We start from the raw sequence: 19,228 nt of genomic DNA, 5'->3' as shown, positions 1-19,228 counted from the left end.
AGCATGCCAAAGTCCTGAGCTGGTCGACCAAGGAGCCCCCCATGCCCGTCACGCCCTTCCGCAGGCGCGCCGCCGCCGGAACCACCGCCACGCTCGCGCTGACCGCCTTCCTCGTCGTCGGCCCCGCGCCCACCGCCTCCGCCTCCGACCCGGACGGCCACAGCACGTCGACCGCCGCCCTCAAGGACGTCGACTACACGACCTGGCGCCGTGACGTGGCGGCCGTGGTCGCGCAGGCCCGCCCGTACATCGAGGAGCGCTCCAGGAACGCCGGGACCGAGAAGCAGGCGATCGTCCTCGACATCGACAACAGCTCGCTGGAGACGGACTTCCACCCCTTCTGGGAGCTGCCGACCCCGGCCATCGCCGAGGTGCGCACCCTGGTCCGCGAGGCCCACGACCGCGGCGTCGACGTCTTCTTCGTCACCGCCCGCCCGGGCATCATCCAGTCCCTCACCGACTGGAACCTGAAGCAGGCCGGCTACCCCGTCGACGGGCTGTACGTGCGCTCGCTTCCCGATCTGTTCGCCGAGGTCAGCGCGTACAAGACGGAGCAGCGCGCCAAGATCGAGGGCAAGGGCTACACGATCATCGCGAACATCGGCAACAACACCACCGACCTGGTCGGCGGTCACGCCGAGCGCACGTTCAAGCTCCCGGACTACGGCGGCAAGCTCTCCTGACCCCGGACGGGCGGACCCGCGCGCCGGCAGGGTCCGCCCCATGACCGGGCCGCCGGGTCGCCCGTCCGGAGGACCTCCGGGCCGCCACTACGCTGACGCGCATGAGACACCCGATACGGACCCTGGCCCCCTGCGCCGCCACCCTGGCGACGGGGCTGCTGCTCGCCGGCTGCGGCGCCGCCGTCGAGCCGTTGCCCGAGGTCGCACAGGGCGCCCGCCCCACGGCCGCGCCCGCCACGAAGGCGCCCGCGGCCGCCGCGTCCCGGGTGACCGTCGGCGGTCCGGGGACGGCCTGCGCGCTGCCGGTCTCCTTCGGGGTGGCAGAGAAGTGGACGCCGAAGGCGGTCGAGGACCCCGAGAACCCGGAGTTCGCCGCGCTCACCCAGCAGGGGCCGGCCACCGTCCGCTGCGAGGTGGACGCCAAGCCGGCCGGGCACGTGGGCTTCCTCCGGGTGTGGACGGCCGGGAAGGGCCCGGCCAGGACGGCCCTCGAAGGATTCGTGAAGGCCGGGCGGAACACCTCCGGGGTCGTCTACCAGGAGAGCGGGTCCGGCGCGGGTCCCGCCACCGAGGTGACGTACACCGTCCGCGACGAGCTGATGGGGGGGACGAAGGAGGAGCGCGCCTTCGCCGTCTCGACGCCGAAGGGGACGGTGATCGTGCACCTCGGCGGGCTCGACACTGCGGAGCACCGGGCGATGCTCCCGGCCTACGAACTGGCCAGGACCTCGCTCAAGGCACTCTGAGCCCGCACCCGTGCCCGTGCCCGTACCGAACACGGCCGTGGCCCCCGTCCGCTCAGGGACGGGGGCCACGGTCTCAAGGGAGTACGGGAAGTACCGAAGGACGTGAGGGAGTACGGGAAGGACCGGACGCCGCTACACGAACTTCTGGTTCGCCGAGCCGTCGCAGGTCTGCAGCCTGACCGGCTGCTTCGCCGCGCTCTGGGCGAGGCAGAGGCCGGTCGCGTCGGCCGGGCGGATCGTGGCTCCGTCCCGGACGAACTTCTGGTTGGCGCCGCCGTGGCAGTTCCACAGGACGAGCGCCTTGCCCGCCTGGTAGCCGGAGGCGGGGACGTCCAGGCAGCGGTCCTGGGTCAGCTGGGTGTGGACGGTCCGGCGGGTGGAGTCGTACCACCAGCCCTGGTTGCGGCCGCCGTGGCAGTCCCAGCCGAGGACGGCCGTCCCGTTGGACGAGGTGGCCGCGTCGACGTCCAGGCAGTTGCCGGTCGCCTGGTTCTTCAGCGGCCTGTAGGCGTCGTCCCAGGCGAGGGGGAAGAGCGTGGGCGTGCCCGAGGAGTTCACGTCCGCGCAACCGGCTTCCCGCGCACCCGAGTTGTAGATCTGGGTGAGGCAGGAGGCGAAGGCCGCGTGTCCGCGCGCGTTGGGGTGGAAGGACTGCCGTACGGAGTTCTCGTCCGGGGTCCCGGGCTTGGAGAGGTCGATGTAGAGGCCTCGGGCCCAGGCGTCCTCCATGCAGACCTCGTGGCCGTGGAAGAGCCGCGAGTTGTCGAGGTAGACGGCGCCGGTGGAGGCGGCCGCCGCGCGCATCCCGCGCTCGAAGGCGGGGACGGCGGTGTTGCGGCCCCAGACGGTGTCGGAGTCGTAGCCGAGCCCACCGCAGATCAGCTTCCCGGGGAAGTCGGGGTTGTCGCGGAAGTCGGGGCCGATCGGGCTGGGGTAGCCCATGACGACGAGCTTGTAGTCGCCGTCGGCGTAACCGGCGTCGCGCATCACGGTCTTGAGGTCGCGGACGGTCTGCTCGACCTTGGGGACGAGCGCGTCGACGCGGGCCTGCCAACCGCCCGCGTACTTGGGCTCACAGGCGCCCTGGAGGAGCAGGTAGCGCTGGACGCAGTCGGTCATGACGGGCCCGAACTGCAGGTCGTCATTGGCCCCGGCGACGAGTGTGATCATCTTGATCCGGGTGTTGCGCGCCTTGACGGCCAGATTGTCGCTCTGGACGAGCTCGTCGGCGTACTGCTTCGAGCCGCCGATCCGGATGTTGCCGGTGTACGCGCCGGAGCAGGACACGTTGAACGTGAGGTCCGCGGGGATTCCGGTGCGGTGGATGGCGGCCTCGGGCGAGCGGTGGCACCAGTTGGTGGGACCGTTGGTGGGCGACTCGTAGGTGCCGACGCCCTCGCCGGAGATCTCGCTGTCGCCGAGCGAGATCAGTCCGGTCCTGCGCTGGGCGAGCGGGCGCTCCTCGGGGCTGCCGTAGATCGTGGTGGCCTCGGCGGCGCGGATCGCCTCCAGAGCGGGCGGGAGCGGTACGGCGGCGGTCACGGCCGTGGCGCCGGCGGTGCCCGTGCCGGCCGCTCCGGCGGGGGCGGCGGCGGTCATCGTGCCGAGCGCGGCGGCGGCCGCGGCGACGACGGCGATGGGCCAGCGGTGTCTGTACCTGGTGCGCGTCATTGCGCCTCCTGGAAGTGGGGTTACCCACGGTTTTTACTGGCCGGTACGCCCGATGGGAATACATCGAACAAGACAAGTGCTCATCTTTTATAGGAGGTTGAGGAACATGAACGACACAGACCAGGCCGACGGCCACCGGATCGAGCACGACTCCATGGGTGAGGTGCGGGTCCCGGCACACGCCAAGTGGAGGGCCCAGACCCAGCGGGCCGTGGAGAACTTCCCGGTCTCCGGGCAGCGCCTGGAGCGCGCCCACATCGAGGCCCTCGCCCGGATCAAGGCCGCCGCCGCCCAGGTCAACGCGGAGCTGGGAGTGATCGACCGGGACCGCGCGGAGGCCATCGCCTCGGCGGCGGCCGAGGTCGCCGAGGGGCGTTGGGACGAGCACTTCCCGGTGGACGTCTTCCAGACCGGCTCCGGCACCTCGTCCAACATGAACACCAACGAGGTGATCGCCACCCTCGCCACCGAGCGGCTCCCCGAGGGGCGCGAGGTCCACCCCAACGACCATGTGAACGCCTCGCAGTCCTCCAACGACGTGTTCCCGTCCTCGATCCACATCGCGGCCACCGGCGCCGTCACCCGCGACCTGATCCCCGCCCTCGATCATCTGGCCGCTTCCCTTGAGCGAAAATCGGCCGAATTCGCGTCGGTGGTGAAGTCCGGCCGTACGCACCTCATGGATGCCACCCCGGTCACGCTGGGGCAGGAGTTCGGCGGCTACGCGGCACAGGTCAGGTACGGGATCGAGCGGCTGCGCTCCGCACTCCCCCGGCTCGCCGAACTCCCCCTCGGCGGTACGGCGGTGGGCACCGGCATCAACACCCCGGCCGGCTTCTCCGCGGCCGTCATCACGGAGGTCGCCCGCGCGACCGGCCTGCCGCTGACCGAGGCCCGCGACCACTTCGAGGCGCAGGGCGCCCGGGACGCCCTGGTGGAGACGTCCGGGCAGCTCCGTACGGTCGCGGTCTCCCTCACCAAGATCTCCAACGATCTCCGCTGGATGGCCAGCGGTCCCCGCACGGGCCTCGCCGAGATCAACCTCCCCGACCTCCAGCCCGGCTCGTCGATCATGCCGGGCAAGGTGAACCCGGTGATCCCCGAGGCGGTCCTGATGGTCGCCGCGCAGGTGACCGGTAACGACACCACGGTGGCGGTGGCGGGCGCGGCCGGCAACTTCGAGCTCAACGTGATGCTGCCGGTGATGGCCAAGAACCTCCTGGAGTCCGTACGGCTTCTGGCCAACGCCTCCCGGCTGCTCGCCGACCGCACGGTCGACGGCATCACGGCCAACGTCGAGCGGGCCCGCGAGTACGCCGAGTCCTCGCCGTCCGTGGTCACCCCGCTGAACAAGTACATCGGCTACGAGGAGGCCGCCAAGGTCGCGAAGAGGTCGCTCGCCGAGCGGAGGACCATCCGCGAGGTGGTGCTGGAGTCCGGTTACGTGGAGCGCGGCGACCTGACGGTCGAGCAGCTGGACGAAGCGCTGGACGTGCTGCGGATGACGCGGCCGTGACAGACGTCCTCGTATGACTCATCCGTGATCCATGCCGCTGCGGTCGTGGGAGCGCGCCCCTAAGATCTGCGCATGACAGGATCGGGCGGCCCTCAGCATTGGGCGCCGGGGGAGCACGTCCTCTGGCGCTACCGCGGCAACGGCACCGGGGACGTGCACATCTGCCGGCCGGTGACGGTCGTGCAGGACACTCCGGACCTCCTCGCGGTCTGGATGGCGCCCGGCACGGAATGTGTCCGTCCGGTCCTGACCGACGGCACGCCCGTGCACGAGGAGCCCCTCGCCACCCGCTACACCGCGCCGCGCACCACGGAACGCGCGCGGTGGTCCGGCAGCGGCGTCCTGAAGCTGGCGCGGCCCGGCGACCCGTGGTCGGTGTGGCTGTTCTGGGAGCGCGGCTGGCGCTTCCGCAGCTGGTACGTGAACCTGGAGGAGCCGCGGGTCCGCTGGTCCGGCGGCTTCGACTCCGAGGACCACTTCCTCGACATCTCCGTCTATCCCGACCGCAGCTGGCTGTGGCGGGACGAGGACGAGTTCGCGCAGGCGCAGCGGTCCGGTCTGATGGGTCCGGAACAGGCCGCGCGCGTGCGGGAGGCCGGGCGGCGGGCGGTAGAACGCATCAAGGAGTGGGGGGCGCCGTTCTCGGACGGCTGGGAGAACTGGCGGCCCGATCCGGCATGGCGGGTTCCGGAACTGCCGGCCGACTGGGACCGCACTCCGGCGCACACGGCACCGTGAGACCCTTGATGCGCCCCCGGGGTTCAAACGTAGGATCGTCCTCCGCACGGCGGAGGCGGACCGAACGGCACGTCAGACCGATCGAGCAGCACGTCAACGACCGAACGCAGCGCAGGACCTGACCAGAAGTCATCCACGAGGGGGAGAGCAGTGCCGGACGTCTGCCCGGGTGTTCCGACCCCCGCTGGTGCCGCCGCTCGCGGAGCCTTCAGATCCACCGCACACAAGGGGTTTAGCCCCGCCGAAGGCGCGGCATCGGCGAGAAGAGCGAGTGCATCGCACCACCGGCCCGGACGGACGGAATCCCACGCGTGACGGAGCATCCCACCTCCCACGAAGGCCGGCAGCCCCTGGCTGCCCGGTCGCAGGAACGCGCGCGCCCTCGCCAGGAGGCAGCGGCCGGCCTGCCCTCCGACGTGCCCGCACAGCCGGGCGGGGCGGCGGGCCCGGCGGCCCCCGCGTCCCCGGACGCGCCCACGCCCCCGGCGCCCACGGTCCCCGGCCTGCCCGGCACCATGGCCGTCGCCGTGTCGGCGCAGCTCGCGGGCGGCGGCCGCGGCGGGGACGCCGTCGCGCGGCGCGAGGGCGAGAAGCTGCGGTTCGTCGGGGCGGCGACCCGGCGCATCGCCCGCGGCATCGACCTGGACGAGATCGTGCTCGGTCTGTGCCGGGCGACCGTGCCGACCTTCTCCGACGAGATCCTCGTCTACCTCCGCGACCCGCTGCCGGTGGGCGACGAGCGGCCGGTCGCGCCGTTCGTGTTGCGCCTGCGCCGCACGGACCGGCTCCGGTTAAGCGATCTGGAGGGCGAGGAGCTCGTGCTCGTACCCGACCCGGATCCGACCCCCGCGGCCGAACTCTGCGAGGTGCGGTCCGGTGGGGCGCTGGCCGAGGTCCTGCGCGGGGTGCGGCCGGTGTTCGGCGACTCCGCCGCCGCCAAGACCGCGCTGACCGAGCTCCTCGGCCCCGAGCATCCGCTGCCCGGCGGACTGCGGGCCGTCCTGGCGCCGCTGCGCGGCCGGCGCCGGGTGATCGGCGCCGCCGTGTTCCTGCGCCGCCCCGAGCGGGCCGGGTTCGAGCCGAACGATCTGCTCGTCGCGGCGCAGCTGGCCACGCACACCGCGCTCGGCATCGACAAGGCCGTGCTGTACGGCCGTGAGGCGTACATCGCGGACGAGCTCCAGCGGACGATGCTGCCGGACTCGCTGCCGCAGCCGACCGGCGTCAAGCTGGCCTCGCGCTATCTGCCGGCGGCCGAGACGGCCCGGGTGGGCGGCGACTGGTACGACGCGATCCCGCTGCCCGGCAGCCGGGTCGCGCTGGTCGTCGGCGACGTCATGGGTCACTCGATGACCTCGGCGGCGATCATGGGCCAGCTGCGCACGACCGCGCAGACCCTGGCCGGGCTCGACCTGCCGCCGCAGGAGGTCCTGCACCACCTGGACGAGCAGGCGCAACGGCTCGGCCAGGACCGGATGGCGACCTGTATGTACGCGGTGTACGACCCGGTCTCGCACCGGATCACCGTGGCCAACGCCGGTCATCCGCCGCCGATACTCCTCCACCTGGGCGGCCGCGCCGAGGTGCTGCGGGTGCCGCCGGGCGCCCCGATCGGGGTCGGCGGCGTGGACTTCGAGGCGGTCGAGCTGGACGCCCCGGCCGGTGCGACGCTGCTGCTCTACACGGACGGTCTGGTCGAGTCCCGGCTTCGGGACGTGTGGACCGGCATCGAGCAGCTGCGGGAGCGCCTGGCGGCGACGGCGCAGCTGACCGGACCGGACCACTCGCCGCCTCTGGAGGCGCTGTGCGACGACGTCCTGGACATGCTGGGTCCCGGTGACCGGGACGACGACATCGCGCTGCTCGCGGCGCGGTTCGACGGCATCGCGCCGAGCGACGTGGCGTACTGGTTCCTGGAACCGGAGGACGCCGCCCCGGGACGGGCGCGGCGGCTCGCCCGGCGGGCGCTGGCCCGTTGGGACCTGGAGGAGCTGACGGACTCGGTCGAGCTGCTGATCAGCGAGGTCGTGACCAACGCCGTGCGGTACGCGGAGCGGCCGGTGACGCTGCGGCTGCTGCGGACGGACGTGCTGCGCTGCGAGGTCGGCGACGACTCGCCGCAGCTGCCCCGGCAGCGGCGGGCGCGCGACACCGACGAGGGCGGGCGCGGCCTCTTCCTGGTGAACCGGCTGGCGCGGCGCTGGGGGGCCACACGGCTCTCGGGCGGCAAGGTGGTCTGGTTCGAACTGGCGACCCCGAGCCAGTCGTAGGCGCGGCGAGAACGTCACCGTGACGCACAGGGGCCGGACCCCGGTGGGGTCCGGCCCCTGTACGTCGTCGTGTCGCCGTTCTCTACCGCTGCGGTCGGTCGGTGTCGCCCTGACTGGCGTCCGGGTTCGGCGGCTCGATCGACGGCGGCGGCGAAGGCTCGTCGGTGACCGGCGGCGTGCTCGTGGGTTCCGGCGGTGTGGTGGCCGGGTCGCGCGTCGGCTCCGGCGGCGTGGTGGCCGTGGAGGTCGGCGGGGGCGTCGAGTCCGGGGAGCGTGTCGTCGGCTCCCGGGTCGGCTCGTCGGTCGGCTCCTGCGTCTCCTCGGTGCTGGTGGGGGTGGGCGTCGGGTCCGGGTCGGAGGAGGCCGAGCCGTCGGTCTCCAGGTCGAAGGAGGCGTCGGAGCCGCCGCCGAGGGCGCGGTCGGTGTAGTCGCCCCAGATCTGGGCGGGCGTACGGCCACCGTTGGCGCGGCCCTCGTTGATGGTGTTGGTGAGGGTGACCTGGTTGCCCTTGGGGTCCTCGCCGAAGAGGGCGACGGCGGTGACGAGTTCGGGGGTGTAGCCCACGAACCAGGCGGAACGGTTGTTCTCGGAGGTGCCGGTCTTGCCGGCGGCCTCGTAGTCTCCGGCGGCGCGGGTGCCGGAGCCGTTCTGCACGACGCCCGTCATGGCCTGGGTGACGGTGTCGGCGGCCTCGCGGCTGATGACCTGGTCGCCGATCCCCTTGGCGGGGGAGAGCGTGCGGTCCCGGTGCACGGCCGCCTTCACGAGGGTCGGGGAGACCTTCTTGCCGTGGTTGTCGAGCGTGGCGTAGACGCCGGCCATGTCCATCGTGGAGGCGCCCATGGTGCCGAGGGACATGGCGGGGGTCGCGCCGAAGTCCGGGCCGTCCTTCATACCGAGGGCGAGGGCGGTCTCCTTGGTCCTGGCGGGGCCGACGTCCACGATCATCTGCGCGAAGGCGGAGTTGATGGAACTGTTGGTGGCCTTCTGCACGGAGACGGGTCCGTAGCTGCGGTTGTCCTCGTTCTCCGGCGCGAAGGGGATGTCGCTGCCGACGACCTCGCGCTTGCTGGTGCCGTCGTAGATCGTGCCGAGGCCGATGTCCCGCCCGTCCTGGGTGACCGAGCGGTGGTCGAGGGCGGAGGCGAGGACGACCGGCTTGAAGGTGGAGGCGGGCTGGTAGTCGCGGCGGGTGGCGTTGGACGTCCAGTGCTCGGTGGCGCCGATGCCGCCGTACAGCGCGACGACCTCGCCGGTCTTCGGGTCGACGGAGGTGGCGCCCGCCTGGACGGTGGCGTCCTTCTTGTCGCCCTTGCGGTCGAGCTTGGCCTCCAGCTGCCGGTCGACCGCCTTGACGAGGTCCTTCTGCCGCTTCTCGTCGATGGAGAGGGTGATCGTCCAGCCGCCGGCCTTGATGTCCTCCTCGCTGACGCCCTGGCGCATCAGCTCCTGGTTGGCGGCCTCGACGATGTACCCGGTCTGGCCTTCCATGCCGGGGAGGGGCTTGGGCTTCTGCGGGACGGGGAACTTCATGCCGGCGCGCTCGGCCTGCGGGAGCCAGCCCTCGCCGACCATGTTGTCGAGGACGTAGTTCCACCGCTCCTCGACGAGCTTGCGGCCGGTGCTGCTCGCGGAGGTCCAGTCGTACTGGTTGGGCGCCTGGAGCAGCGAGGCGAGATAGGCGCCCTGGGCGGTGGTCAGCTGGGTGGCGTCGACGCCGTAGTACGAGCGGGCGGCGGCCTGTATGCCGTAGGCGCTGCGCCCGTAGTAGCTGGTGTTCATGTACCCGGCGAGGATGTCGCTCTTGCTCGACTCCTGGTCGACCTTGATGGCGATGACCATTTCCTTGAGCTTGCGCGTCGCGGTCTGGTCCTGGCTCAGGTAGAAGTTCTTGACGTACTGCTGGGTGATGGTCGAGCCGCCCTGCTTGCCCTTGCCGGTGATGGTCGACCAGGCGGCGCGGGTGGTGCCCTTGATGTCGACGCCGTTGTCCCGGTAGAAGGTCTTGTTCTCCGCGGCGACGAACGCCTTCTGGACCGGCAGGGGGATCCTGTCGAGGCCGACGATCTCTCGGTTGATCTTGCCGGTGCGGGCGAGGACCTTGCCGTTGGCGTACTTGTAGATGTTGCTCTGCATCGTCGCCTCGGCGTTGGCCGTCGGCACCGGGACCAGGAGGTAGACGACGTACAGGGCGCCCATCGCGAGCAGGCAGACCACGAAGAAGGTGCCCAGGAGCTTCCTCCAGGAGAAGAAGCGGCGCAGGCCGCGTTTCTTCGCCTTGCTCTTGTCCGGTCCGCCCATGTGTCCTGTCGCTCCGCTCGTCGTGTGTCCCGGCGTGCCTCGGCCCGTGTCCCCGCGCCGGATCGGTTCAGCTAGTCAGCTAACACCGACGATGCAGACAAACGACAACCGATCACGCCTTTTCCGGACGTGAGAATCAGCACCCATACCCAGAGGAACCGACGCCCGGAAGGGACCGATGGTTGCGTGAGGGCGTGATTCCGCTTTGTGACCGACCCTTCCCCGCCCCGCCCGGGGTGGCTATACATCGTGGGTATACACCCCGTGTACAGTGACCGGCATGTCCATCGGTCACACCCTCCTGGGGCTCCTGGAGTCCGGCCCGCGTCACGGTTACGACCTCAAGCGCGCCTTCGACGAGAAGTTCGGCCACGACCGGCCGCTGCACTACGGCCAGGTCTACTCGACCATGTCCCGGCTCCTGAAGAACGGCCTCGTCGTCGTCGACGGCATCGAGGCGGGCGGCGGCCCGGAACGGAAGCGGTACGCCATCACCGAGGCCGGCATCACCGATGTCGCCCAGTGGCTCACCACGCCCGAGAAGCCCGAGCCGTACCTCCAGTCCACGCTCTACACCAAGGTCGTCCTGGCCCTGCTCACCGGTCGCGGCGCCGCCGAGCTCCTCGACACCCAGCGCGCCGAGCACCTGCGCCTGATGCGCGAGCTCACCCGCCGCAAGAAGGACGGCGACCTCGCCGACCAGCTGATCTGCGACCACGCCCTCTTCCATCTGGAAGCGGACCTGCGCTGGCTGGAACTGACCGCCGCCCGCCTCGACCGGCTCGCCGAGGAGATCCGCCGATGAGCCCCACCCCGCTCCTGACCGCCACCGGCCTCGACAAGGCCTACGGCCCGACCACGGCCCTCGCCCAAGCCGGCTTCGCGCTCCGGGCCGGCGAGGTCGTCGCCGTCATGGGGCCCTCCGGCTCCGGCAAGTCGACCCTGTTGCACTGCCTGGCCGGCATCGTGCGCCCCGACGCGGGCACGATCACCTACGACGGACGCGAACTCACCGCGCTCTCCGACACCGCGCGCAGCTCCCTGCGCCGTACCGACTTCGGCTTCGTCTTCCAGTTCGGCCAGCTCGTCCCCGAGCTGACCTGCGTCGAGAACGTGGCCCTCCCGCTCCGCCTCAACGGCGAGAAGCGGAAGGCCGCCGAGGCCCGGGCCGCCGAGTGGATGGCACGCCTGGAGGTCGACGACACCGCGCACAAGCGCCCCGGCGAGATATCCGGCGGCCAGGGCCAGCGCGTCGCCGTCGCCCGCGCGCTCGTCACCGCCCCGCGGGTGATCTTCGCCGACGAGCCGACCGGCGCCCTCGACTCCCTCAACGGCGAGCGGGTCATGCACCTGCTCACCGACGCCTCCAGGGACACCGGCGCCGCCGTCGTCCTCGTCACCCACGAGGCCCGCGTCGCCGCCTACTCGGACCGCGAGATCGTCGTCCGCGACGGAGCCGTACGCGACGCGGAGTGGGTGGCATGACGCTCCGCACCTGGACCCGCGACCTGGCGCTCGGCGCCCGGTTCGCGGTCGCCGGAGGCCGGTCCGGCCTCCTGCGCACCCTGCTGACGGCGACCGGGGTCGGCTTCGGCGTCGCCCTGCTGCTGCTCGCCTCCTCCCTGCCGAACATGCTCTTCCAGCGGGAGGTGCGCGAGTCCGTCCGCGCCGTCGACGGCAGCGAGCAGGTCAACGCGCCCCGGGCCGACACCTTCCTCCACCTCGGCAGGACCACCGTCTACCGGGACGACGTGGTCAGCGGGCTGCTGCTCACCCCGGAGGGCGACCGCCCGCCGGTCCCGCCGGGCGCGGCGGCGTTCCCCGCGCGCGGCGAGATGCTGGTCTCCCCCGCGCTCCAGGACATCCTCGACTCCCCCGACGGAGCCCTCCTCAAGGAGCGCCTCCCCTACAAGGTCGCCGGGACGATCGGGCCGGACGGACTCATCGGCCCCGCCGAGCTGCGGTACGTCGCCCACGTCGGCTTCCTCACCACCGACACCTTCGACGGGCGCGGCGTGCGCTACGGCTGGTCGGTGCCCGAGGAACCGATGAACGCGTTCCTGATCCTCCTCGTCGTCGTCGCCTGCGTGGTCCTGCTCCTGCCCGTGCTCGTCTTCATCGCCACCGCCGTCCGCTTCGGCGGCGAACAGCGCGACCGGCGGCTCGCGGCGCTCCGCCTCGTCGGCGCCGACACCGCCATGACCCGGCGGATCGCGGCCGGCGAGTCCCTCGCGGGCGCGCTGCTCGGCCTGCTCGTCGGACTCGGACTCTTCGCGGTGGCACGGCAGTTCGCCGGGGCGTTCACCATCTGGGACGTCAACGCGTACCCCTCCGACGTCGTACCGATGCCCGCGCTCGCCGTGCTCGCGCTCGTCGCCGTCCCGGTCTCCTCGGTCGTCGTCACCCTCTTCGCGCTGCGGGGTGTGGTGATCGAGCCCCTCGGGGTCGTCCGGACCTCCACTCCCCGCCGTCGGCGACTGTGGTGGCGCCTGCTGCTCCTCGCGGCGGGAGTGGCCCTGCTCGTCCCGCTCATGGGCGAGGTCCAGGTCACCGAGACCAGCATCGACACCGTGGGCGTGGCGGCCGGCACCACGCTGGCCCTGATCGGTCTGACCACGCTGCTGCCGTGGCTCGTCGAGGCCGGGGTGAAGCGGCTGCACACGGGCCCGGTGTCCTGGCAGCTCGCGGTCCGGCGGCTCCAGCTGAGCAGCGGCACGGCGGCCCGCGCGGTCAGCGGCATCGTCGTCGCGGCGACGGGCGCGATCGCGCTGCAGATGCTCTTCCAGGCGATGGAGAGCGACTTCACCGAGGTCACGGGCCAGGACGTGTCCCGCGCCCAGATCGCCGTCGGCGTCGACGCCGGGACCGCCGACGAGGCCCGCCGGATGATCGACCGCTTCGAGAGGACCAAGGGCGTCACCGGCGTCACCGGCATCGTCGAATCGAGTCTGTGGCGTCCCGGACCCCTGAAGGAGGGCGAGGAGTTCGCCCCGATGACCTCCCTCAGGATCGGCGACTGCGCCTCCCTCGCGGAGTTCGCCGCACTGCCCTCCTGCGAGGACGGCGATGTGTTCGTCTTCCTCGCGCACGGCGCGCAGGGCAACCCGGGGGACGCGTTCGTCACCAGGACGGCACGGCCGGGCGCCGCGGTCGCGCTGCGCGACCCGCATCCGCACCCGGACGAGCCGAAGCGCGCCGAGGGCGGCCCGGTCCCGCAGTGGCGCATCCCCGCCGGCGCCCGGGTGGTGGACTCCCGCCCCGACCCGACGGGCATGTACCAGTACGGCGTCCTCGCCACCCCGTCGGCCATCGACGCCACCCGGCTCGACGATCCCGACGCACAGGCCATGGTCCGGCTCGACCCGGCCGTGCCGGACGCCGCCGAGTTCGTACGGAACACGGCGGAGGCCGTCTCCCCGACGTCCTGGGTCCGCACTCTCGAGGACACCCAGCGGGACGCCGCGTTCAGCAGCGTCCGCACCGGCATCCTGGTCGGCTCCACGCTGACGATGCTGCTGGTGGCGGCCTCGCTCCTGGTCGCGACCCTGGAACAGCTCCGGGACCGCAAGCGGCTGCTCTCCTCACTGGTCGCCTTCGGCACCCGGCGTTCCACCCTGAGCTTGTCGGTGCTGTGGCAGACGGCGGTCCCGATCGTCCTCGGTCTGCTCCTCGCCGTCGCGGGCGGGACCGGCCTCGGTGTCGTCCTGCTCAAGACGGGCGGGCAGCAGGTCCAGGACTGGTGGGTCTTCCTGCCCGTCGTCGGGATCGGGCTGGGCCTGATCGCCGCCGTGACGCTGCTGAGCATGCCCGTCCTCTGGCGCCTGATGCGCGCGGACGGGCTGCGCACGGAGTAACCCTCCGGGCGGATGTACGAGGAGAGGGGCGGCGGTTCCTGATACCGGGGGGTCTCAGGAACCGCCGCCCCTCACCCGTACCGGCGGGTCTCAGGCGCCTCCGTCCAGGACCCGCACCGGAAGCCCGCGCATCGCGCCCCTCAGCTCCGCCGCCAGTTCCTCGAATTCGGCGTGCCGGGCCGCGCCCGAACGCATCGCGAGGGCGATCCGCCGGGCGGGGGCCGGTTCGGTGAAGAGCCCGGTCCACAGGGCGTTGTTACGGGCGGTCTCGACCGTGACGGCGGTACGCGGCAACAGGGTCACCCCGAGACCGCCGGCCACCAGCTGGACCAGGGTGGAGAGCCCCGCCGCGGTGGTGGTGACCTCGGCGCCGTCCGTGCGCCCGGCCTCGCGGCAGATGTCGAGCGCCTGGTCGCGCAGGCAGTGCCCCTCGTCGAGGAGCAGCAGGCGCAGCTCCTTGAGGGCATCGCGCGGAATGTCGTCCCGGCCGGCCAGCGGATGACCCTGCGGGGTGACCAGGACGAAGTCCTCGTCGAACAGGGGGAGTTCGGTGACTCCGGGCACTCCGAGAGGCACGGCGAGCAGCAGCAGGTCGAGCCGCCCCGCCGCGAGCCCCTCCAGGAGGGAGGAGGTCTGCTCCTCGTGGACCTGGAGGTCGAGGTCCGGGTAGCGCCGGTGGACGAGCCGCAGCACCGTCGGCAGCAGATACGGGGCGACCGTGGGGATCACCCCGAGCCGCAGCACTCCGGTGAACGGGGCCTGGGCCGCCTCCGCCTCCTCCATCAGCTCCGACACCGTGTCGAGGACCGCCCGGGCGCGGAGCGCGAGCCGTTCCCCCGCGGGCGAGAGCAGCACCTTCCGCGTCGTACGCTCGAGGAGCTGGACACCGAGTGCCTCTTCGAGAGCCGAAACCGCGCCCGAGAGCGCGGGCTGGCTCATGCCGATGGCGGCCGCCGCATCGCGGAAGTGGAGATGTTCGGCCACCGCCGCGAAGGCTCTGAGCTGGGACAGGCTGGGCTGTTTCACACGTCGTGCCGGGATCACTGATAACCACCTTCGATCAACACGACCCACTCTAGCTATTTCACTGATCAATGCACTCCGTGCCATGCTGTGAGCCGTCCAACCCCCACGGAAGACCCCAAAAGGGACCCTTCCCGTTCGCAAGGAGAGCGCGTGCTCACTGTCGGTGACAAGTTCCCCACCTACGACCTGACCGCCTGCGTGTCGCTGGAGAGCGGCAAGGAGTTCGAGCAGATCGACCACAAGGCCTACGAGGGCAAGTGGCGCGTGGTGTTCTTCTGGCCGAAGGACTTCACCTTCGTCTGCCCCACCGAGATCGCCGCGTTCGGCAAGCTGAACGACGAGTTCGCGGACCGCGACGCCCAGATCCTCGGCGTCTCCGGCGACTCCGAGTTCGTGCACCACGCCTGGCGCAAGGACCACGCCGACCTGCGTGACCTGCCCTTCCCGATGCTGGCCGACTCCAAGCACGAGCTCATGAGCGACTGCGGCGTGCGCGGCGAGGACGGCTTCGCCCAGCGTGCCGTCTTCATCGTGGACCCGAACAACGAGATCCAGTTCACCATGGTGACCGCCGGCTCCGTCGGCCGTAACCCCAAGGAGGTCCTGCGGGTCCTCGACGCCCTGCAGACCGACGAGCTGTGCCCCTGCAACTGGAACAAGGGCGAGGGCACCCTCGACGCCGCCGCGCTCCTGTCGGGCGAGTGATCTGACATGGCTCTCGACGAACTGAAGTCCGCCATACCGGACTTCGCCAAGGACCTGAAGCTGAACCTCGGTTCGGTCATCGGCAACAGCGAGCTGCCCGAGCAGCAGCTCTGGGGCACCGTCCTCGCCTGCGCGATCGCCTCGCGCTCGCCGAAGGTCCTCAAGGAGCTGGAGCCCGAGGCCCAGGCCAACCTGAAGCCCGAGGCGTACCAGGCGGCCAAGTCCGCCGCCGCGATCATGGCGATGAACAACGTCTTCTACCGGACCCGGCACCTGCTGTCGGACCCCGAATACGGGACGATGCGCGCCGGTCTGCGGATGAACGTCATCGGCAACCCGGGCGTCGAGAAGGTCGACTTCGAGCTGTGGTCGCTGGCGGTGTCCGCGATCAACGGCTGCGGCCAGTGCCTCGACTCGCACGAGCAGGTCCTGCGCCAGGCCGGTGTCGACCGGGCCACCATCCAGGAGGCCGTCAAGATCGCCGCGGTGATCCAGGCGGTCGGCGTCACCCTCGACGCGGAAGCGGTCCTCGCCTCCGCCGAGTAGGACGACACGCCACGAGAAGGGCCCCGGGGTCTCGACCCCGGGGCCCTTCCGTCACTTCCTGAGCGCCTTCATGAGGGCGAGCACGTCCTGGATCATCGGCACATCGATCCCCGACAGGTCGACCTGCGGCGCATCGATCGGCTTCCCGTTCTCGTCGTGACCGCCCTGGGTGTAGAGCTGGAGATCGAACTCGGCCTGGCCGTCGAGGACCCGGAGGTGGCCGCCCTGACCGCTCTCGTCGTCGAAGAAGGCCTGCTCACCGACTCCGTCGACCTTCTGCAGGACGCCGTACTGCTGCGCCCGCGCGGCGAACTCCGGCCCCGGATCGGTCACCTTGTGGAGGGTGTAGGTGACCGAGACACTCGGCCCGGTGTCCACCGAGGCGAAGGTGATCTGGCATGAGGACTCGCTGATCGCCGGTTCGTCCAGGAAGGGGCCGAAACCCCCGTCGATACGCTTGCCGAGGGCGCCGGAGAGCCCTTTGAGCTTCGCCGCCCCGCAGAAGTCCTCCATCGGTTTGTACCCGCCCAGGTCGGGTCCCGGGTCCTCCTTCTGCCCGTACGCGTAGAGCCCGCCGCCCCACACCGCCGACGCCAGCACCGCGCCGCCGAGCGCCCACAGCCAGGGTCGCCGCCCACGAGGCGGACGGGGCGGCGGGGTCTCGCTGAGCACCTCGGGGTCGTCGAACTCCACCGTGCCCACGAACTCCGGCTCCGATATCACTTGCCGTCCCCCCTGGCGGCGAGCGAGCCGGGGGCCGGGGTGGGCGCGACCTCGTGTGCGGTCGCCCCGCGAGGTTCCGGCGCGCTGCGCAGCGCCTGCTCGGTGCTGTACGCGCGGAGGTAGCCGACCACCGTGTTGACGACGGCGACCAGCGGGACGGCGACCACGGCGCCGCCGATGCCGGCGGTCAGGCCGCCGGCCGCGACCGCGAGGACCACGGCCAGCGGGTGGACCCGGACCGCGCGCCCGAGGATGAAGGGCTGGAGCACATGGCCCTCGATCTGCTGCACGGCGAGGACGACGACCAGGACCATGAGCGCGGTGAACGGCCCGTTGGTGACGAGGGCGACGACGACCGCGAGGGCGCCGGAGACCACCGCTCCGACCAGCGGGATGAAGGCGAAGAGGAAGATGAAGACGGCGAGCGGTACGGCCATCGGCACCTCGAGGAACCAGAGTCCGAGGCCGATGAAGACCGCGTCGATCAGGGCGACGAGCACCGTGCCCCGCACATAGGCGGTGAGGGTGCGCCAGGCGCGCGGCCCCGCGCCCGCGACGCCGGGCCGGGCCTGCGCGGGCACCAGCTTGAGCGTCCACTCCCAGACCTTCTTCCCGTCGTACAGCAGGAAGAGCGTCGAGAACATGGCGAGCAGGATGCCGGTCATCGCCTCGACGAAGACGGCGACGCCCTGCAGTCCGACGGAGGTGATCTGCTCGGCGTTCGCCCCGATGGTGTCGCTGAGGTTCTTCGCAATCTCGTTGATCTGGCGCTCGGTCACATGGAACGGACTGTCGAGGGCCCAGCGCTTGAGCTCCTCGATGCCGTCCTTGACCTGGTCGGTCAGGTTGTCGATGTTGTCCATCACCTGCCAGACCACGAACCAGCCGACCAGCCCCATCACGACGAAGCCGGAGACGGCGGTGACGGCGGTGGCGAGCCCGCGCGGCAGACCCTTCCGGCGCAGCATGGCCACGGTGGGCTGGAGCAGCGCGGTGATGAGGAGGGCGGCGACGAACGCGAGGACGACCAGCTGGACGGAGCTGATCACCTTCATCAGCACCCAGACGGTGCCGGCGAAGACGAGCAGGCGCCAGCTCGCCTCGGCGGCCACCCGCATGCCCCACGGGATCGCGGCGGCGGGGTCGGGCCGGGCGGCGACGGCCGGTGCGTACGAGGGGGGTGCCGGGACGGAGCGGCCCGAGTCGACTGCCGGGGCGGTGGCGGGCTTCGGGACGGACGCCGCGGCGTCCTGGTCCTCGTCGGGGCGGGCGGGCACGGCGACGGCGACCGCCCCGGTCCCCGACCCGGCCTCGGCTCCGCGACCGTTCGCGGCGCCGCTCCCGTTCACCTCGCCGGCGACGGGGGCCGCGTCGGCCGGACGCCGTTCCCGCGACTCCTCGTACGGCGGGTCGAGCGGATCCGCTCGCTCCGCCTCGGCCCGCCGCTCGTCGAGGCGTTCACCCATACGGCTCAGGCTCTCGCCCAGTCGGCCCAGCCACCCTGGCACTCTCGACATCGCTTTCCTCATCCCCCGCTCGCTCTTTCCCACCGGTTGCCCACCGATCCCCCGGAAAACCGTGGACCTTCGAAACTACACGCAAGGAGCCCCTCACCGTAGGACGGTGAGGGGCTCCCCGAGGTTGAGCACGCCGTGACTAGTACCAGCGGTGGGACAGCCAGAACGACCAGGCGCCGCACGGGCTGCCGTAGCGGTCGTTCATGTAGTTGAGGCCCCACTTGATCTGGGTGGCCGGGTTGGTCTGCCAGTCGGCGCCCGCGCTGGCCATCTTGTTGCCCGGGAGCGCCTGGACGAGACCGTAGGCGCCCGAACCCTGGTTGACGGCCTTGTAGTTCCAGGTGGACTCGTGGTCCACGATGTTGCTGAAGCACTGGAACTGCGAGGCCGGGACCATCTGGCGGGCGATCGCCTTGACCTCGGAGACGGAGTACGAGCCCTGCGCGCTGAAGGACGAGGCGTCGCGGACCGCGGAACGACTGGCGCGCTCCTCGGCCTCCTTGCGCTCCTTCTCGGCCTTCTCCTCGGCGGCGGCCTTGTCGGCCGCCTCCTTCTTCGCCTCGGCGTCCTTGGCGGCGCGGAGACGAGCCGTCTCCTCCGCGGACTTCTTGGCGACGGAGTCGGCAGCGGCGGCCTGGACGTCGGCCTGCTCCGAGAGGGACGAGACCTGTACCTGGGCCTGTTCGCCCACGGGAATGTCCGCGAGCAGCGTGGTGTCGGCCGCGGTGGCCTCGAAGTTGTCGTCCGAGGACTGAGCGGCGTTACCCGACGCAACGCCCATGACGGCGCCGACGGTGGTGACCGCAGTGGCCGAAGCCACCGCGAATCCCCGGACCGAGATCCGGCTCACACGGTTTCCTTCCAGCATCGTCCGCACAGGTGACCACGCGGCCGAAATCGTGCCCCTGGCGCTGGTCTCCGACATACGGGG

At 71.4% G+C, this 19,228-nt stretch carries 16 protein-coding genes; 10 read left to right on the top strand and 6 right to left on the bottom strand.

Annotated elements, in window-relative coordinates:
• The first annotated feature begins 41 nt into the window (after positions 1-41).
• Together OG392_RS23520 and OG392_RS23515 are read left to right on the top strand one after the other, a co-directional pair.
• Positions 42-683 (top strand): HAD family acid phosphatase, encoded by a 642-nt coding sequence (locus OG392_RS23520; RefSeq protein ID WP_329282574.1) that lies wholly within the window; start codon positions 42-44, stop codon positions 681-683.
• A 101-nt stretch (positions 684-784) separates the two neighbouring features.
• Complete coding sequence (locus OG392_RS23515; protein WP_329282573.1) at positions 785-1,429, top strand: lipoprotein; 645 nt, start codon at positions 785-787, stop codon at positions 1,427-1,429.
• Positions 1,430-1,561: 132 nt separating this feature from the next.
• On the opposite strand, the gene OG392_RS23510 is transcribed toward OG392_RS23515, so the two are convergent.
• Positions 1,562-3,100, bottom strand: coding sequence for a ricin-type beta-trefoil lectin domain protein (locus tag OG392_RS23510; protein WP_329282571.1), 1,539 nt, complete (start codon positions 3,098-3,100; stop codon positions 1,562-1,564).
• A 106-nt stretch (positions 3,101-3,206) separates the two neighbouring features.
• Here OG392_RS23510 and OG392_RS23505 point away from each other — a divergent pair, with 106 nt between their 5' ends.
• The 3 genes from OG392_RS23505 (at position 3,207) to OG392_RS23495 (ending at position 7,624) form a co-directional block, all read left to right on the top strand.
• Positions 3,207-4,616 carry a class II fumarate hydratase gene (locus tag OG392_RS23505; protein ID WP_329282569.1) on the top strand — a complete coding sequence of 470 codons (1,410 nt, stop codon included), beginning with the start codon at positions 3,207-3,209 and terminating at the stop codon, positions 4,614-4,616.
• 72 nt (positions 4,617-4,688) lie between these two features.
• Positions 4,689-5,354 (top strand): cytidylyl-2-hydroxypropylphosphonate hydrolase, encoded by a 666-nt coding sequence (fomD, locus tag OG392_RS23500; protein WP_329282567.1) that lies wholly within the window; start codon positions 4,689-4,691, stop codon positions 5,352-5,354.
• A 311-nt stretch (positions 5,355-5,665) separates the two neighbouring features.
• Positions 5,666-7,624 carry an ATP-binding SpoIIE family protein phosphatase gene (locus OG392_RS23495; protein ID WP_329282565.1) on the top strand — a complete coding sequence of 653 codons (1,959 nt, stop codon included), beginning with the start codon at positions 5,666-5,668 and terminating at the stop codon, positions 7,622-7,624.
• 82 nt (positions 7,625-7,706) lie between these two features.
• Here the strand turns inward: OG392_RS23495 and OG392_RS23490 are convergent, their stop codons facing one another.
• Positions 7,707-9,926, bottom strand: a complete 2,220-nt coding sequence (locus OG392_RS23490; RefSeq protein ID WP_329282563.1) for a transglycosylase domain-containing protein — start codon at positions 9,924-9,926, stop codon at positions 7,707-7,709.
• A 280-nt stretch (positions 9,927-10,206) separates the two neighbouring features.
• Here OG392_RS23490 and OG392_RS23485 point away from each other — a divergent pair, with 280 nt between their 5' ends.
• From OG392_RS23485 to OG392_RS23475, 3 genes are read left to right on the top strand one after another with little or no spacing between them, the layout of a single operon-like run.
• Positions 10,207-10,731, top strand: a complete 525-nt coding sequence (locus tag OG392_RS23485; RefSeq protein ID WP_017239865.1) for a PadR family transcriptional regulator — start codon at positions 10,207-10,209, stop codon at positions 10,729-10,731.
• Complete coding sequence (locus OG392_RS23480) at positions 10,728-11,411, top strand: ABC transporter ATP-binding protein (RefSeq protein WP_329282562.1); 684 nt, start codon at positions 10,728-10,730, stop codon at positions 11,409-11,411. The genes OG392_RS23485 and OG392_RS23480 overlap by 4 nt, the downstream gene beginning before the upstream one ends.
• Entirely contained in the window at positions 11,408-13,780 is a 2,373-nt protein-coding gene (locus OG392_RS23475) for an FtsX-like permease family protein (RefSeq protein WP_329282560.1), read from the top strand. The genes OG392_RS23480 and OG392_RS23475 overlap by 4 nt, the downstream gene beginning before the upstream one ends.
• A gap of 90 nt (positions 13,781-13,870) precedes the next feature.
• On the opposite strand, the gene OG392_RS23470 is transcribed toward OG392_RS23475, so the two are convergent.
• Entirely contained in the window at positions 13,871-14,824 is a 954-nt protein-coding gene (locus tag OG392_RS23470; RefSeq protein ID WP_329282559.1) for a LysR substrate-binding domain-containing protein, read from the bottom strand.
• A gap of 132 nt (positions 14,825-14,956) precedes the next feature.
• On the opposite strand from OG392_RS23470, the gene OG392_RS23465 reads away from it, so the two are divergent.
• A complete protein-coding gene (locus OG392_RS23465; protein ID WP_024758658.1) occupies positions 14,957-15,511 on the top strand; it encodes a peroxiredoxin in 555 nt (184 codons plus the stop codon).
• 6 nt (positions 15,512-15,517) lie between these two features.
• Positions 15,518-16,057, top strand: coding sequence for an alkyl hydroperoxide reductase (locus tag OG392_RS23460; RefSeq protein WP_329282556.1), 540 nt, complete (start codon positions 15,518-15,520; stop codon positions 16,055-16,057).
• A gap of 51 nt (positions 16,058-16,108) precedes the next feature.
• Here the strand turns inward: OG392_RS23460 and OG392_RS23455 are convergent, their stop codons facing one another.
• From OG392_RS23455 to OG392_RS23445, 3 genes are all read right to left on the bottom strand, one after another.
• Positions 16,109-16,780 carry a hypothetical protein gene (locus OG392_RS23455; protein ID WP_329282553.1) on the bottom strand — a complete coding sequence of 224 codons (672 nt, stop codon included), beginning with the start codon at positions 16,778-16,780 and terminating at the stop codon, positions 16,109-16,111.
• Positions 16,777-18,297, bottom strand: coding sequence for an AI-2E family transporter (locus OG392_RS23450; RefSeq protein ID WP_329282551.1), 1,521 nt, complete (start codon positions 18,295-18,297; stop codon positions 16,777-16,779). The genes OG392_RS23455 and OG392_RS23450 overlap by 4 nt, the downstream gene beginning before the upstream one ends.
• A 139-nt stretch (positions 18,298-18,436) precedes the next feature.
• The gene (locus tag OG392_RS23445; protein ID WP_187622292.1) at positions 18,437-19,147 is read right to left on the bottom strand and encodes a transglycosylase SLT domain-containing protein; all 711 of its coding nucleotides are present in this window, start codon (positions 19,145-19,147) and stop codon (positions 18,437-18,439) included.
• Positions 19,148-19,228: the final 81 nt, after the last annotated feature.

The sequence above is a fragment of the Streptomyces sp. NBC_00691 genome (genome assembly GCF_036226665.1).
In the GTDB taxonomy this organism is placed as follows: domain Bacteria; phylum Actinomycetota; class Actinomycetes; order Streptomycetales; family Streptomycetaceae; genus Streptomyces.
This window is presented reverse-complemented; position numbering and strand designations above follow the sequence as displayed.

Coding starts and splice junctions, on each gene's coding strand:
- OG392_RS23520 (WP_329282574.1), top strand. CDS start 42: ATGCCCGTCACGCCCTTCCGCAGGCGCGCCGCCGCCGGAACCACCGCC.
- OG392_RS23515 (WP_329282573.1), top strand. CDS start 785: ATGAGACACCCGATACGGACCCTGGCCCCCTGCGCCGCCACCCTGGCG.
- OG392_RS23510 (WP_329282571.1), bottom strand. CDS start 3,100: ATGACGCGCACCAGGTACAGACACCGCTGGCCCATCGCCGTCGTCGCC.
- OG392_RS23505 (WP_329282569.1), top strand. CDS start 3,207: ATGAACGACACAGACCAGGCCGACGGCCACCGGATCGAGCACGACTCC.
- fomD (WP_329282567.1), top strand. CDS start 4,689: ATGACAGGATCGGGCGGCCCTCAGCATTGGGCGCCGGGGGAGCACGTC.
- OG392_RS23490 (WP_329282563.1), bottom strand. CDS start 9,926: ATGGGCGGACCGGACAAGAGCAAGGCGAAGAAACGCGGCCTGCGCCGC.
- OG392_RS23485 (WP_017239865.1), top strand. CDS start 10,207: ATGTCCATCGGTCACACCCTCCTGGGGCTCCTGGAGTCCGGCCCGCGT.
- OG392_RS23480 (WP_329282562.1), top strand. CDS start 10,728: ATGAGCCCCACCCCGCTCCTGACCGCCACCGGCCTCGACAAGGCCTAC.
- OG392_RS23475 (WP_329282560.1), top strand. CDS start 11,408: ATGACGCTCCGCACCTGGACCCGCGACCTGGCGCTCGGCGCCCGGTTC.
- OG392_RS23460 (WP_329282556.1), top strand. CDS start 15,518: ATGGCTCTCGACGAACTGAAGTCCGCCATACCGGACTTCGCCAAGGAC.
- OG392_RS23450 (WP_329282551.1), bottom strand. CDS start 18,297: ATGTCGAGAGTGCCAGGGTGGCTGGGCCGACTGGGCGAGAGCCTGAGC.